Source organism: Paraburkholderia sp. JPY419 (genome assembly GCF_050435705.1).
GTDB classification, from domain to species: domain Bacteria; phylum Pseudomonadota; class Gammaproteobacteria; order Burkholderiales; family Burkholderiaceae; genus Paraburkholderia; species Paraburkholderia youngii.
The window spans coordinates 353,056-369,084 of record NZ_JBNDKV010000004.1 but is presented as its reverse complement, the minus strand read 5'-3'; the positions used below and the strand labels follow the sequence as shown (position 1 = coordinate 369,084).

General features: G+C 61.1%; 7 protein-coding genes and 7 pseudogenes. 7 read left to right on the top strand and 7 right to left on the bottom strand.

The features are described from left to right. Window positions 1–75 precede the first annotated feature (75 nt). From QFZ91_RS30205 to QFZ91_RS30185, 5 genes and pseudogenes are all read left to right on the top strand, one after another. Entirely contained in the window at window positions 76–864 is a 789-nt protein-coding gene (locus tag QFZ91_RS30205) for a CDP-diacylglycerol diphosphatase (protein WP_429569404.1), read from the top strand. Window positions 865–1,023: 159 nt separating this feature from the next. After that, a complete protein-coding gene (locus QFZ91_RS30200) occupies window positions 1,024–2,112 on the top strand; it encodes a fatty acid desaturase (RefSeq protein WP_429569403.1) in 1,089 nt (362 codons plus the stop codon). After that, window positions 2,057–2,485: pseudogene (locus tag QFZ91_RS30195) on the top strand (Arm DNA-binding domain-containing protein); the annotation flags it as partial. The gene QFZ91_RS30200 and the pseudogene QFZ91_RS30195, both read left to right, overlap by 56 nt. Before the next feature lie 74 nt (window positions 2,486–2,559). Continuing rightward, window positions 2,560–3,033 (top strand): annotated as a pseudogene (locus QFZ91_RS30190) (DUF932 domain-containing protein); the annotation flags it as partial. Beyond that, a pseudogene (locus tag QFZ91_RS30185) lies at window positions 3,009–3,608 on the top strand (chromosome partitioning protein ParB); the annotation flags it as partial. The pseudogenes QFZ91_RS30190 and QFZ91_RS30185, both read left to right, overlap by 25 nt. 399 nt (window positions 3,609–4,007) lie before the next feature. On the opposite strand, the pseudogene QFZ91_RS30180 reads toward QFZ91_RS30185, so the two are convergent. The 5 genes and pseudogenes from QFZ91_RS30180 to QFZ91_RS30160 all read right to left on the bottom strand — a co-directional run. Beyond that, window positions 4,008–4,740, bottom strand: a pseudogene (locus QFZ91_RS30180) (hypothetical protein). 34 nt (window positions 4,741–4,774) lie between these two features. Continuing rightward, window positions 4,775–5,467, bottom strand: a complete 693-nt coding sequence (locus tag QFZ91_RS30175; protein ID WP_429569402.1) for a protein mobD — start codon at window positions 5,465–5,467, stop codon at window positions 4,775–4,777. A 9-nt stretch (window positions 5,468–5,476) separates the two neighbouring features. Beyond that, entirely contained in the window at window positions 5,477–5,938 is a 462-nt protein-coding gene (locus tag QFZ91_RS30170) for a hypothetical protein (RefSeq protein WP_429569401.1), read from the bottom strand. Window positions 5,939–7,513: 1,575 nt separating this feature from the next. Then, a complete protein-coding gene (locus QFZ91_RS30165) occupies window positions 7,514–9,175 on the bottom strand; it encodes an Nramp family divalent metal transporter (protein ID WP_429569400.1) in 1,662 nt (553 codons plus the stop codon). Between the two features lie 1,219 nt (window positions 9,176–10,394). Further along, window positions 10,395–10,624 (bottom strand): annotated as a pseudogene (locus QFZ91_RS30160) (DDE-type integrase/transposase/recombinase); the annotation flags it as partial. A 6-nt stretch (window positions 10,625–10,630) separates the two neighbouring features. On the opposite strand from QFZ91_RS30160, the pseudogene QFZ91_RS30155 reads away from it, so the two are divergent. Further along, a pseudogene (locus QFZ91_RS30155) lies at window positions 10,631–10,768 on the top strand (IS6 family transposase); the annotation flags it as partial. A gap of 104 nt (window positions 10,769–10,872) precedes the next feature. On the opposite strand, the gene QFZ91_RS30150 reads toward QFZ91_RS30155, so the two are convergent. Beyond that, window positions 10,873–11,745 carry a LysR family transcriptional regulator gene (locus tag QFZ91_RS30150; RefSeq protein WP_429569399.1) on the bottom strand — a complete coding sequence of 291 codons (873 nt, stop codon included), beginning with the start codon at window positions 11,743–11,745 and terminating at the stop codon, window positions 10,873–10,875. Between the two features lie 120 nt (window positions 11,746–11,865). Here QFZ91_RS30150 and QFZ91_RS30145 point away from each other — a divergent pair, with 120 nt between their 5' ends. Further along, window positions 11,866–13,443: an MFS transporter gene (locus QFZ91_RS30145; protein WP_429569398.1), complete on the top strand. Its 1,578-nt coding sequence runs from the start codon at window positions 11,866–11,868 to the stop codon at window positions 13,441–13,443. A 554-nt stretch (window positions 13,444–13,997) separates the two neighbouring features. Here QFZ91_RS30145 and QFZ91_RS30140 read toward each other — a convergent pair. After that, a pseudogene (locus tag QFZ91_RS30140) lies at window positions 13,998–15,372 on the bottom strand (ISNCY family transposase); the annotation flags it as partial. Window positions 15,373–16,029 lie beyond the last annotated feature (657 nt).

Genomic DNA, 16,029 nt, shown 5'->3' with positions numbered 1-16,029 from the left:
GGTTTGTGTTTTAATGCCTGCGCATTACAGCCCGCATTCCAACGCTTTCCCCGCCCGAACCCCACCTAAGCGACGATGACGAACCTCGCCACCGCCCTCTCATCTCGCGGCCTCGCGCGCCGCATGGTTCATTCGACCGCCGTGCTCGCGGTCGTTCTCGCCGCCAGCGCCTGCGCGCGCCTCACGACGGTCGATTCCGACGCGCTGTGGAAGATCGTCGACATCCGCTGCGTGCCGTCGCAGCAGGCCACCGGCACGCCGGGGCAATGCACGCTCGTCGATCTCGACAAACGCTATGTCGTCCTGAAGGACATTCTGGGCCGCTCGCAGTTTCTGCTGATGCCGACCGATCGCATCACCGGCATCGAAAGTCCGCTGATCCTCGCGCCCGATGCGAAGGACTACTGGAGCGACGCGTGGGATTCGCGCCATTTCGTGCAGCAAGCGGTCAAACGCGAATTGCCCGACGATCAGCTCGGCCTCGAGATCAACTCCGAATACCGTCGCTCGCAAAACCAGCTGCATATCCACATTGATTGCATGCGGCGCGAAGTCAGCGCCGCGCTCGCCGGTCACGCTCACGACGCGCCCGGCGAATGGCGCTGGGCGACGCTAGATGGCGAGCGCTACAGGATCATGCGCGTGAGCTCACTGGGCGGCGCAAACGACCCGTTCAGGATCGTCGCGCGCGACAATCCCGATCCGGCGACGATGGCCACGCAAACCATCCTCGTGACCGGCGCGGGACCATCGGCGGCTCGGGATGGCTGGCTGATCGTCAACAGCGGTATCGACATCGATGGCGGCAGCGGCACGGCCGAAGGGCTGCTCGATCACGCGTGCCGCGTCGCTGACGATTATTGAACGCTTACCCGATACACGCTATCCGCGCCCGCTTTTCCACGATTGCGCAGATGCATTGCTCAATAAAATGGTTCGGGCGCACAGCGTTGCCCCGTACGATCGGTCTGGACCTGCGAATTTCAACCGCGGGTTCGAATACGCATTCGGACCGATTCAACGATGGCGATTTATCTCGACGACACCCAGCGCAACGATATCGACCGTCTGGCCGCAAGCCGGACCTGGCGCACGCAATGGCCGACATGGGCGCTGATCGTCGCGATCTACGGTGGCTGGTTCGGCGTCGCCGCACACGCGCGTCTGCTGGGTCTGCCACTGACGGCCGCGCTGCTGGCCATTTTCGGCGCGTGGTTCATGTCGTTGCAGCACGAGCTGCTGCACGGTCATCCGACGCGCTCGCGATTCGTCAACGCGCTGCTCGGTTTTGCGCCGCTCGCGGTGTGGTTCCCATATCACGTATATCGCGAGTCGCATCTGCGCCATCACGACGATGCGCGCTTGACCGAGCCCGGCAGCGATCCGGAAAGCTATTTCGTTAGCGCAGCGGAGTGGCAACGTGCGGGCATCGCGATGCGTGCGTTGCTGGTTTTCCGCAATACGTTGACGGGTCGCTTGCTGGTCGGGCCGGCGTTTGCGATTGCCGCGACCGGTGCGCAGGCACTCGACAAGATTCGCGACGGCGATTGGCGCGACCTACCCGCATGGCTCGCGCATCTCGCCGCGCTGGTTGCACTCACAGTGTGGTTGCAGCAGATGTGCGGGATACCGGCGTGGGTGTTTATCGTCGGTGCTGGGTACGGCTCGCTCGCGCTTGCATCGGTGCGTTCGTTTCATGAGCATCGAATTGCGCAGGAGCCCGCGCATCGCACGGTGATCAACGAAGCGGGATGGCTGTGGCGGTTGCTGTTTCTGAACAACAACTATCATCTGGTTCATCATGACTTGCCGCAGGTGCCGTGGTTTGCGCTTCGGACGGTCTATCAAACGTCCCGCCAGCAGTACATAGAACGCTCTGGAGCCTTTCTGGTTAAGGGTTACAGCGAATGGGTCAGACGCTATGGGTTCGCTGCGGTGGCGCATCCGGTGGCGATCGGCACGTCCGACTCAGGCCGACGAAATCCGCCTGCTCCCGCCGGTTTTGCGGGTAAATTGCGGGTAAAACTTATGGTAGTTGTCCGCCAAGGAAAACTCCATGAAGCTCACCTGCCCACTCCTGCAGAACGCCAAACCGCGGAGCAAGCCCTATAAACTTCGTGATCGCGACTCCATGTATTTGCGGGTCTCGGTCTCGGGCTCGAAAGTCTGGGAAGTTGACTACCGGTTGGATGGCAAGGACTGCAGTTACACGCTCGGCCGATTCCCCGATCTTTCGATAGCGGACGCCCGTCAACTTCGCAACGCTGCTGCCAAGCTGGTCGCGTCTGGCATCCATCCGAAGGCATACGAGAAGCAACTTCAACAGCAGACTGTTGCCTATCAGAAGAACACGCTCTGGCCCGTGTGCGAGGAATGGCTGCAGGACAATCGGGGAAGATGGACCGCCTATTATCACGCTCAAGCCACGCGTTTCCTTGCGCGCTACGTGAAAGGTTCACCGCTCGGCACTATGCCGGTCCGCGACATCAAGGTGTCGCACGTGTACGATCTGCTGCAGTCGATTGCAAAACGCAAAGCTCTTTCCATTACGGGTCCCCGATGCTGCGCGCTGACTCGCCGCTTTCGGACGACCAGATTCGCCAAGTTGCCCCTTCCATCTTCGCGGACGGCAAACACGAAAGCCGTTCCGAACGCTACACCTACATTCCCACCATCGACGTCCTGCGCGGTCTGCGCAACGAAGGGTTTCAGCCGTTCATGATCTGCCAGACCCGTGTTCGCGATCAGGGCAAGCGCGAGTTCACAAAACACATGCTCCGGCTTCGCCACGCCGATCAGATCACCGGCGAGGAAGCCGACGAAATCCTGCTGCTGAACTCGCACGACGGCACCAGCAGTTACCAGATGCTGGCAGGCACATTCCGGTTTGTCTGCCAGAACGGCATGGTCGCGGGCGAGAACATCGCCGATATCCGCGTGCCACACAAAGGCAACGTCATCCAGAACGTAATCAATGGCGCTTTCGACGTGCTCGACGGCTTCGACCTGACGATCACGAAACGCAGGAAAATATGTGGTTCGACGCAAACGAGTGGCAACGTCAGCCGAACTACCTGCGGCAGTCGATCACGCGCGCCGAAATCGACGCGAGCCGTAGCCGTCTCGTACGCTTTGTCGGCCTCGCCGCCTATGAAGCAGCGGGCGGCTACGTGCGTCGCGACCTGTTCAGCGACGACGAGAACGCTGGTTACATCGCCGATGCGGAACTGCTGCAGAAGCTCGTCGCGCAAAAGCTCGACGCTGCTGCAGCCGAAGTCCAGGCCGAGGGATGGGGCTGGACGGAAACGCGAGTCGAACGCGATTTTGCCGAACTGAACCGCCAGGGCAGGCTGCGCCCGGTGCAGCGCCAATACACCGACGACGAACAGCGCGAAATGGACGCCTTCACCGCGCAGCACGACGAACTGGCTGAAAAGATCGAAGCACTGTCGGAGGGCGGCGCAGATGCCTACGAGGAAGCCGACCGACTCAGCGACGAAATGGAGCAGGTCAATGCCGCGATCATCGCACTCGAAAGCCGCACGCTCGTATGGGACGCGCAGCAAATGGCCAAAGCAGGTGCATTCGTGATCGTCGGGCCGCAGGGAAGGCGAGACCCCCGGTGCGGAACCGGATGCAAGTAACGGCACAGAAGATGTCAACGACACACCCACCGACGCAGGAACTGCACCCGACGCCGGTAGCCCGCTGACGCCGTGGCCCTTCCCGACTTCGGACAGCATGAACGGCACGCAATCCGGCCCGCTTGCCGCGTGACCCCACCCCTCGCCCCGGCAACGAGGCGAAGCAGGCGGCAAGCCCGTATCTGCCGCCTGCCGGACTGAACGAGAGAAACCCATCATGACCAACCGCATCCGCATGGCCGTGCTCGCCACCAATGCCGAAGGCTCGCCCGACCTCTACCTGACTTTCGTTGAACCCACCGATCTGCAATACAACGAAGGCCAGCACTGCGACATGACCCTTGCCCGCGCCGAAGATGAAGGCTACCGGGCACCGATGATCGCCTTCGACCAGAACGACATGGCAGCAAAACGTGCTTCGTCACGCTGCTGACTTCATGGAAGGTGACACAAACGACTTGTAATCCGTGCGGGCAGACGGCGAGCCCTCTGCCCGCCCCCAATGCACGCCTGCCCACCATCCGGCCAGCGCGCCCGCACCCGCCGCCGCCAGCATCACAATGAGCCCACCGACGACCAGCCCATCGCATGCCCGCACGAGTCGCCGCATGGCGACGTGCCCGAATGATGTGAGCGCCACATCGATCCGTTTCTGCTGCTCACGTACGGCGACAGTCGTCGCCCCCACGAGCCGGTTACCAGCAACGCGGGCAATGTGGTTCGCTGCCCGCTGCGTGAGTGTAGCCAGCGCCTCGTCGTTCAGCGCCGCAACCGCGGCCCGATAGCGCGCTTCGTGCTCGGCCGTCATTTGCTCCGCCAGTTCGATCGTGGCCTTGCAGCGCGCGAGCGCATCGCGATGCTGCTCCATCAGCGCATCCGTCGCCGCGCGTACTTCGGCCCGCACGGCATCGAGACTGCCCGCGCCCGCCTGCCGGATGCGTTCCGGCATGGCCTCATAGAGCCGCCGTTAATGTTCAAGCATGACCAGCACGGACCACAGTGCATCGTTGTCGCGCAGGTTGAGTGCGCCGGACACCCGCCGCATTCTCAGGACACTGGCATCGTCGGGCAATTCACCCGTGACGTCGAGAAACAGGCGGGCGAGCGCGTCCGGCTATCCACCGCGTCTGTTATCCACCGGCCGTCACCCTGGCAAACATCGTTCCGCATAGCGCGCACCAGCGCAGCAGTTCTGCCCGTTCACCGATATGCATTGTCTCCGCTGCCCTGCGGATCGACAGGCGCTGGCTACGCAACTCGTCAGCGACGCGATCCGCAAGGTCCGGAAAATCCAGCGACTGGTCCTGCTTCTCGACAGCCGTCCTCAGTTGTGAATCCCGGTACAGCGTGAATTTCTCCGGTGAACCGAAATAACCGTTACGCACCACATGCGTCACCGCATCCGGAAACGTCGCCCCGAACTTGAACAGCAATTCGAGGCTGTCCCGCTGCCGGTTGATCACCCACAGCACAACAAGTCGTCGCGCGAGTTCATCGAGAGTACTGGCTAGCCTTGCTCCATATTGCGCGACGCCGGTCTGGCTCCGCGCTGCCGTGTTGACGACAACGGTCGCGTTCCGGTGCCGGTCGCAGAAATTGACGAAATCGATCCAGCCGCTCGCGTCATCCAGATCGCATGCCCCGCATTCGATCTCACCGTGAACCGCTTTCATGACATCCGGGTTGGACGTATCCGTCTCGACTAGCACGACGTCGACGTCCGTGCGTCGCAGGTAATCGATCAGTGCCAGCGTCACGACGCTCTTTCCGACACCGCCCTTGCTGCCGCCGACCATATAGATGGGGGGATTTGCTCTTGCCATGCCACACCTCTACAGATTTTCGGTGTCCGGGCTGATCGAAAATCCGAGGAAGCCCCTCACCGGTTGCCCCGGGCTGGTTACGCCCCCATCCCCTTTTTGCTGTGTCCCGCTGCGTGGCGGTTTATCGTGTGTTGCATCTGCCTGTGAGGGTTTCCTGCCTCGTACGGCGACCGATGCATTGGCGCGCGCCGGCTCATTCCCGACCCGCCGGATTCGTCCTTTTCCTTCCGCACGGCGCATCGCGTATCTCAGGGAATTGACCGATACAGCGATGCCTTCCTGTGCAGCCTCCTCGATCAGCTCACTGAGCGTGTATCCCCTCCCCCGCGCTGTGCCGATCTGTTTCTGGATGGATTTAACGCCGTCGCTTACCTTGAGCGGCTGATCGCCTGTCGCTTTTTCAGGCAGCGCATCGAGCCTGCGTCCGAGCGCCTCACACTGCCCTCGCGTGAAACTCCTGACAACCGGCATGACTGGCTCCGACGCACGACCTTGATCGCATCTTGAACAGGCGTTAATACGTCGTCAACACCCACCGCTGGTGCTTTCCGGCGTGGCTGGAATACAGCGGAATCCAGAGGAACAGGACGGAACAAAAAATATTTTTCTGCTGTTATTCGACGTCCCGTCCACGCACACGGAATCACGCGCATGCATCACGCATGCACGCGGACTTCAACGGCGGCGAGCACCGTACACCCGTGGATTCACGCTGCAAGACAACCGCGGCGCATTTGAAGCCACTGGTAGACGCACTCGGCACGCCTCTGCCTCACTTCGCAGTCGCCACGCCTGCATACTCGACTTGTACGGATAGTTACTGTCGTGCGAGAGGAACCCGAACGTTTAACACCACCTGCCTTGCATCACGTGACAGGTCGCGCACATTCGACGTCACCCCGTTGTCGACATTCTTTTTTCGCGCATTACATCTCGAGCGCGCAGCACTCGCAGATCAGACGCACGCCGCGCGCTTCGTTGCATCACGACCGCGAAGTCGCAGCGCACGGCAGTTACACGGAAGCGCATTCCGGTTGTACACGGCTTGCATCTCGTGCACACCGAAGTCACACTCGACACCAACAACAACTTGAAAATCGGTGACGGCAGGATAGGCTATCGCCGGTTTTGGGCGCCGCCAAAGGACCAACGTTTTGATGAACTCTATTAACTGCTGACGCGATACCTCCTCCTTTCGAATACAACTTTGCCAGACACATCCTGACCGTGGAGGTGAAATGATCGCTTGGCGATGAAACGCAAACAGCATTCCGTGGAGCAGATCGTGTGGCAACACTCAAGCAGGGTGAGCTGGTCGCGCCAAGCTGCGACAAGGTGGGCCAGCTCTCACCTGGATCTATCGAATCAGTGTAGATGGGTCTCGGACAAAGGCTGCATGTTTCATTCGGGTCGTGGGCCCTTGTGCCTTACGAACACTGCTTGTGACGGAATTCAAAAGTAACTCGCATGCTCGAAGGCTCACAAGCGGAGCGCGATTCGAACATGTCGCCCATCCACGAACTCGGCAAGAGAAGTTCGTGTAAGCCCGCAATGGCGGGGACCACCGAGACACTGCCGCAAACGTTCCTCATGTTAGCCATTTCCCTTCTGTCATCGGCTGCGCAATGCGTCACTAAGGCAGTATTTCCCGTAGACCAGGCAGTGGAACGTTCCTCCATGCGGCGGTACGTTTTCAGCGAAAACGTCCGTCGTAGCCCGCGTCGTCTTCGTACCGGCTGACGGCAGGTTTTGATCAATGGACTGGAACGCCACGACGAGGACCAGAGCAAAAACCATGAATATGGGTTTAATGTGCTTTTTCATCATCGAAACCTGATGCAGTAGTCTGGAGCGCCTCGGCAAGGTCCGGTCGGGCGGCGCCTATTGCTTCAGACACAGACGTGACAATTCAGCGGAAGCGGAAATTAATCCGCAAATGGTCTCCTGTAGGTCGAAGGGGCGTCATGTGCCCGCCTGGTTACGCTTGCACGGAATAGACGGCCCGCGCTCCAGAGAAGGGGCAGACTTGCATCCGCCCGATCCACGTTAATGGATAGCCGTCTGCACGACCTTTACGATGACGAGCCCTACCGCGACGACAAGGTAGGTACGCAGCACGCCCATCCACACGCGTGTCGACAACGTCAGGTGCTGCGGCGCCTGCAGGTCTTCGAGCGGTGGCATGCGCCACGTGTTGCGCAACTCCTTCAGGGCTGGCTTGCTGACCGGAGCCGCATCGCGGCCGACGGTTCCACCGCGCAACTTGCGCGAGAGTTCCACCACCGCGTACAAGGCAGTGGCAAGCCCGCATCCGCCCGCGAGAATCTTGATGATGGCCGCACCGCTGATGTCCGGATATACGGTGGCGGCCGTCAGGATGATCGACAGGACGACGAGCACGGCGATGACGGCGCCCGTGAACACGTTCAGTTTCTTCGAATTCACCCACGGGCCGAGCACCGCCTTGTCATTGCACAACAGCAGCAGGAACACGGTTGCGCTCGGCAGCAGCACGCCAGCCAGCGTTTGCACAGCCTCGGTCAAGAGGCCAAGCGGGCTGCCGGGTATCAGCACGAGGGCAGCCGCGAGCGCGATGATGCCGAAGTAGACGAGATAGAAGCCCTTCGCGTCGAGCACGCTGCGGTGCAGCGAGTGCTTGACCTCGAAGACATCGCCAACCGCATAGGCCGTCGAGAGCGAGACAGCGGCAGCGCCGATGATCGACGCGTCGAGCAGCGCGACGGCGAAGATCGTGGCCGACGTCTGTCCAACGTATTTGTGCAGACCCGCAATCACGCCACCCGCGTCGCTGAAGTTGCCGAACTCAGGCTTGCCGTCAAAGAGCGCGGCGGTGAAGGCCATCATTGCCACGGCGCCAATGATCACGAACGCGATACCAATCCAGAGGTCGGCCTTTTCGTACTTCATGAAGCGCGGCGTGATGCGCTTGTCGATCACATAGCTCTGCTGGAAGAACAGTTGCCACGGTGCGACGGTCGTGCCGACAATGCCGATGACAAGCAGCATCACGTCGGAGAGCTTCGAATTCGCCGGCCAGGTCGGCACGAAGAAATCACGCGCGATGACGCCGACAGGCGGGTGGATCGAAACGAGCACCGGGATCAGCAGGAGGCTCAACAGGCACAGGACAATCGCGAAGCGTTCGAACCGCCGGAAGTCTCCCGTACTGACCGCCGCCATCGTTAGAACCGCGGCGATGCAGACACCGAGAATTTTCGAAACACCGAGAAAGTCGAGCGCAAACGTAATGCCGATGAACTCGGTGACGATCGTAAGCGCATTGAGCAGGAAAAGATCGATGACGCTGAAGGCACCCCAAAACTTGCCGAAGCGTTCAAAGATGAGGCGTGCGTGACCGACGCCGGTCACGGCGCCCAGGCGCAGGACCATTTCCTGGTTCACGTAGAGAACTGGGATCAGCAGCGCGAGCGTCCAGAGCAGCGACGTGCCGTAGTTCTGCCCAGCCTGCGTATAGGTGCCGAAGGCGCCGGCGTCGTTATCGCCCACCATGACAATGAGACCGGGTCCAAGGATGGCGAGCAGCGTGCGCAGGCGCGCCATCCAGTTGCTACGAGGGGCGGTGTCGTGGCGGGCGATCGTGCCGAGGGCGCCTTTGATATCGCCCACGTGCGCGTCGTCGAGCACGGCGCCCCGACGTTGCGTGATGTTTGCAGGAGTGGTGGACATCGTTATTTATTCCTTAGTAGTACTTTTTTGAACTTAATGATTGAGACGTGGCGCTGCCCCGCCGACTGCTGATGCGGGAGCAGGGGCAGAAGTCGGCGACGCCAGGCCGTGTCAGCGAACGAGCTTTTTGAATGCCGTCCAGACGGCAGCGACTACGCCGGTTGAACCGTGCGAATGTGAGTCGAGCCCGAGCATGCCGTTGTAGTGCGTGCGAGCTTCTTCGACATGCGGGAGTTGTGAAACGAGCAGAGCGAAATGCATGGTGATTCCTCCAGATGCCTGAAACGTGGCGCCATCGATCAGACCTGCCTTCGTTTCGCTTCACGCGGGGCGAAATGCCCGGGCGTGTGGGAGGAACGTATGCGGACTGATGTCAGGCAAGGCGGGCCGCGTCTTGTGGGAACGCAGCGCAAGTCGTGCAGGGACAAGGCTCAGGGTCGGGCATTGTGAACTCCTCTGTTGTCAGCTTCCGAGTCAAACTTGACGGACGTGTTTAACCGCACGCTGGATCCCGCACGGTATTGCGTGCGCGAAAAGGGCGTGAACGTGCGGTTGCGCGAGCCAATGGCTCGACGTGCCGGGTCGCGTAGACGAATGCGCGTTACAACGCACGCGTCAATGACGACGGCCAATCGATGTGATGCGCGGGGAGAACTGCGGAAGCTACTGCGGCGCGCACCGTCTGCCTGCTGGCAGGACGGCGGCTAAGGAAAGGATCCAGGCGGGCGTCGTGCCGGTCAGGCAAAACAACTATTCGAAGGTCGACTACTACAACTGTCCAAGGCATCTGCCCCTTTCGTGGAAACAGGCGAATTCTAGTGACGACGCGCGAGCCGAGTCAACGACTATTTCAAAGATTTTTCTTTCGAATCCGTTACTTCCATTAGACGCAATTCATTTGCATCGCCTTTTTGTTATGCACTCCACAACGGATCCATTGAGCGTGAGTTTAAGAACGATCACAGCATTGACAGCCGATGTCTCCTCGCTCTGACCTCACGCCTAAGCCAGCCTGCGCCGCCGCATCGCTGTTGGTGGCGTTGCGCACCAGCATCACCGCTCCGGCCTACGCGCACTCGGAGTCAGCCGCGCCATCATCGGCGGACCACGGCTCTGCCGCAACCACGAACGCCAATACAAACGTCGCTCCGGACGGGCCGTCGCGGTTTTGTCGCGTTGAGAATCGAAGGCGAGAGAGGTCGATATGCAGTAGTAGTGCTTATCTTGCGAGATCGTAGAATCGAGCGGCGGCCGACGGGAGGGTCCCGCGAGAACGCTGCATCTGCCTTTGGCTATCGTATGCATTAGCTCGAATCCGGCCAGCAATATCCGCGCACAGCGAAAAGTCTTGAACCCCAGCATGGGCCGCGTGCGTAGCTTGATTGGCCGATGGTCCTGCTCGACCACGTTGTTGAGATATTTGGACTGGCGGATCTTGATGGGAACTTCACGACCGTGGCCTATCCGCTGAGCCTGCGTGATCTTGAGGAGATAATGGCTGAGCGCGGCGTCTCGGTGGATCATTCGACCGTGCACCGCTGGGCCATCAAGCGGCTGCCGGTACTCGAGGAAGCGTTTCGCCTGCGTAAGCGTGTCTGCGAGGATGGACAGGCACCGCGAACTGAAAGATCGCGCCATGGAATACGTTTGCACTTGCCCACGGCCGGCCGGCTGGTATGCCGATCCACGAGGCCGTTTTACCCCTGCCGGGCGTACTCCAGGAACGCGCTCACCACACGCGAGCGCTCGTGCCGGCGGTGCAGCAGCGCGATCTCCGACGGGATCGGCTTGCCTGCCAGCGGACGGTAGATCACGCCAGGCAGCGAAACGCAATCGCACAGTGTACCTGGCACGATGGCTACTGTGCCGCCAAGCGAAACGCTCGCGAGCACCGCGACCAGCGGGCCGGGTCGCTGCACGATTTGCGGAGAAAAACGCCCACGTCTCGCGACCTCCATCGTGCCGAACTCCTGCTCGGGCACGACGAACTGCGCATCGCGCAGTTGTTTCGGCGTGATCGCACTCTGCGCAGCGAGCGCGGAATCCTCCGGCAGCGCGACCACGAACTCGTCCTGATACACGCCAGTGGCTTGCAACCCTTCCGGGTAAGCCATTGGCGGCCTGACATAGGCGGCGTCGAGCTGACGGTCGACGAGCCGCACCGGGATCTCATCCATCGGCGCCTCCTGCAACCGCACCTGGATTCGTGGATGCAATCGCCGGAATTCCGTCACTGTCTTGCGCATCACCCCGGCGTAGGCAGCCGATGCGACGTACCCGATCCGCACCTCTCCCAACTGCCCGCGCTCGGCGAGTACCCCAAGTTTGCGGGCTTGTTCGAGTTGCTCTAGTACCGCGGCGGCTTCCGGAACATAAGCTTCGCCAGCAGCGGTCAGCGACACAGAGCGCCGGGTCCGGTGAAACAGTCGGAACTGCAGCAGGCGCTCCGCATCCTGGATCTGCTTCGTCAGGGACGGCGGCGCGAGCCCCAAATCATCGGCGGCCCGTGCGAAATGCTGACGCTTCGCGACGGCGAGAATACAGCGCAGATGACGCAATTCGAGTTCCACTTTTATTCATCCAGGAATGAATGAATATGATTCTATCTGCTATCGATTAGCAACGTGGCCGGCGCTAACATGTCGTTCGTCTCAACTATGAAACAAACGTTTATGTCGAACGAAGCTGGTATGAGCACGACTGTAATCGTGACGGCACCCGCCGCAGCGGCTATCGCAGCGAAGGGCTCCGTCGTGCCGCCGCGTTCGGCCGGGTCCGTGCTCGCGACGGCCGCGGCGACGTGCGCGTTGATAGTGCTCGACACGAACGTCGTCGCGGTGTCGCTGCCCTCGATCGCCCGTTCATTCCACGCGGGATTCGCGGACGTCGAATGGGTCGTCAGTGCGTACATGCTGTCGTTCGCGTCGTGCCTGCTGCCGATGGGCGGGCTTGCGGACCGCTATGGCCGAAAGAACACGATGCTGCTCGGCCTACTCGTGTTCGCGATCGCGTCGCTTGGCTGCGGACTCGCACCCAGTGTCATGTTCCTTAACTTCTCTCGCGTCGCGAAGGGCTTCGGGGCGGCGATGCTGCTGACGTCGGCGCTGGCCGTGATCGCGCACGCATTCCCCGCCCCACGGGAACGGGTGCGAGCGTGGGCGATCTGGGGGATGACGATGGGGATCGCGACGACTATCGCACCGCTCATCGGTGGCCTGATCGCCCAATGGGTCGGCTGGCGCTGGATCTTCCTGCTGAACCTGCCGGTGTGTGTCGTGCTGATTTTCTGCACACGGCGCGTGGTGACCAACTCGCGCAATCCGCACGCAAGACGCATCGACTTTGCCGGTAGCCTGTTCTTCGGCATTGGCCTCGCGTGTGGAATCTGGGCGCTGATCGGCGCCCAGGACGATGGCTGGCGTAGCGCGGCGACCGAAGCGCGCGTTGCCGGATGCGTATTGCTGCTTGCCGGTTTTATCGCGATTGAGCGGCGTGTCGGGAATGCGGTCATCGATCTCGCGCTGTTCAGGCAAGCCCGCTTCGTCGCAGCGGTGCTGGGGATGTTTGGCTACGCCGCGTGCGCTCAGGTGATGATGACGTTCCTGCCGCTCTACCTGCAGAATGCGTTCGGATGGACGCCGATTTGTGCGGGATTGGGAATGCTGCCGTTCGCGCTGTCGATGATCGTCGGCCCCTGGCTCGGCGCACGAATTGGACGGCACGCGACGGGTCCGACGTCGATACTGTCTGCCGGGCTTGCCCTTGTCGGTGTCGGCGATCTGCTGACCGCCATCGCCGTGCAATCGGGCGCGTACAGCTGGGTGGCGTTCGGGATGATCGTGACCGGCCTGGGTGCCGGCGTGCTGAACGGCGACACCCAGAAGGCGATCATGGCGTGCGTTCCGCCAAATCGGAGCGGGATGGCCTCCGGGATCAGTACGACCACCCGCTTCACGGCGATCGTCACATCCATCGGCGTCCTTGGAGCCGTGCTCGCATCGCGCGCCCGATCCGCAATCGACGCGGCAATGACGTGTCATACATCGGGCAAAGCCTGCGTGGACGCTCAATTCATGTCGGACCTGCTCGCCGGCGATATTAGCCACGCCCTCGCCCGTCTCGCGCCGGACCTCCAACCAGCGATGAGATCCATCGCCCCGGCCGGTTTCGCGAGCGGGTTTGCATCGGCACTGAGTGTTGCAGGCGTTCTTGCTCTCTCGATTTCGGTCGCAATCTGGTTACTCGCCGGTCGGCGTCGGCCCGCATGACGCGCGGCTCAAAACCACCGCGCTTTACGCGCAGGTGGCCACCGACCTGTTGCACGAAGTCGCCAGTCCGCTGGAACGCCTGCCCGCCAGATTTCCCGGCGCACTGCAAGCCGGCTTGGGCCGAACCTTTGGCTCCGGACCGCCCCGTCAGATGCCTTGGTGGCTCGACGGGCGGCTGGAGCCGGGCGGCCGCCCCCGGTCTGCTCGCCGACGAGGGAATCCGACGGGGATGTGCCGGCTGGAGACCGACCCGCAGGTTGACGCAATAATCGAGTGTTGTCACTGCCGTGTTTTCGCAGTCGGGGCTGGACCGGACTTCTGGGAATTTGGCCCGGAGACGTCAATGTCATGTCAAAGCCATTCTGAAATGTCCGCTTACTGGCCAAGTTCAAATGTCCGCTTTTAGGGGTTGGAAATCTGTTTCTTAGGGTTTCAGCTCACGCAGTGTCGATGGATGGCGTTTGAATTGGCAGGGCGCTTACGCCTGTTCCACTGTCCCTTGCAGACCTCCGGCCAGGTTTGCCGGGTTGCGTTGGCGACGTTCTGAGTTGCGCGAGTTCCATCACCACGTGCTCGACGTCGGTCTGCGTAACCTCGCGCTGCTTCTTCTTGCCTGGCTGTGGCGTATTCGCGGTTGGTCCTGGTCGAGTCACCGCGGTGCGTGCGCGAGGGCGCCTTGCCGATCCGGCTGTGATCGCGTTGAGCCTGAATGACCTGTGAGACCTGAAGTATGTGACTCAACCGTTTGTGTTCGACGACGGCGCCCTGGTCAACCTCGGTCAGCCGGTCGTACTCGCGGTACGGCACTACCCGGCCATCCGCCCGCAGCTCGATGCGCCCGTCCGGATACTCCCAGACCTCGATATATCGATCAATCAGCTTGCGGTTCTCCGGCGTATCGTCCAGCAGGTACATCACCCGGTCGTACTGCACCGTCAGCGACTTCTTGACCTTTCGCGGCTCGCGCCAGGTGAGGACCAGATCAAGGCTCTCTTCGGCTCGCAGTGGCCGGTGTGCGTCGAAATCGCTCTTCGGCGACCTGGCAAAGCGCGCGTTGTAGGCCGCCATGAAGGAGGGCACCCATGCGTTGGCTTCGTCCAGCGTACTGATGCCGCGCAACCGCAGTTCCTTTACCAGGCGGTCCTGCAGCGTCAGATGGGCGCGCTCCACACGCCCCTTGGCCTGGCTCGAATTCGCGCAGAACGTGTCGATGTTCAACTCGTACATCGCGCGCCCGAACGGCGTCACGCTGCGCTCGGTCCGCTCGGCACTGGTGCTGCGGAATACGCTGGCCTTGTCGCTGTAGAACGCACCAGGCTTGCCATAGCGCTCGATGTACGCGCGAGTGGCCTCAAAGTAGCTGAAGGTCGATTCCGTCTGGGTGAAGTGCAGTTCCATCAGCCGGCTCGTCGCATCGTCCACGTACACCAGCAACGTGCAGGCCGGTGCGCGGTCCTCGAACCAGCGATGATCGCAACCATCGATCTGGATCAGTTCGCCCAGACAGGCGCGACGAGCACGTGGCTGATAGATCTTCGGCGGACGTTGACGGCGCGGCACCCACAGCTGGGCATCCATCATCAATTGCCGGACCGTTTCCTTCGCCAGGCGGATGCCGTGGCATTCCCACAGCTTCTCGCACGCCAGTGTGGGCCCGAAATCGGCATAGCGCTCACGGACAATCGACAGCGCCCGCTCTGCAGTTACGCGATCCAGCCGGTTGTTGCTGGGCTTCGCGCGTCGCCGCGACACGAGACCTTGGGGCCCGTGTTCACGCAATCGGCCAACCAGCCGACGAATCTGCCGCGTCGTCAAACCAAGTCTCTGCGCCGCACGCAACGGTTTGAGCCTGCCGTCCACCACATCCTGAATGACCTTGAGTCTGTCCAGCTCACGCATCGTCATCGTTATCCGTTCTGTTGCCGACATCCAAAGCTCCCAAACACTGGAATCCCAGCGGTTGATCAGCTTACGATCGACTCAAAAAGCGGACATTTGAACTTGGCTAAAAGCGGACATTACAACTTAGCCGTTACATGTCAAACCGTCGCTTAACTCAATTATGTAAATTGTCACTGCACCAATCCGCATACAAGAAAATAATCCGGATGAATCCGGGCAGGAAAGACATATCCCGAGCACCGTCGTGCAGCATGGGCATACGTAAATTCGACTCCGTCCACTTCCATGGAAATTGTCTCTCTCATCCTTCATTCAAAGCTCGGTACGACGAAGCGACAAGCACGGGGCGCGTGATCAATCCGGCTAACGCGCGAATACGTCTTCCAAATGCTCGCGAGCGCTTCTGGCCGCTCGGAAGCGTTGCGAATCCGCGAGTGGACTTGCCATTGCAACCCCGCATGCAGCCAGACCCGACAGTGTCCGAGAATGCGGTGAAAGCACATGGCGCTCGCGCCAAAGAAACCGCGCTCCGACCTGGCAAGCTTTTCGCTGCGTTGCAAACAATCGCAGTCTCCCTATGTGACCGAGCATCCACTGCCCGAGATAGCTCACCTCTGGTACGATCGATGAATCGTTTGTGCAAGTCACTCGCGCAGGCGATGCCGTCTATCGCCCTCGTATTGC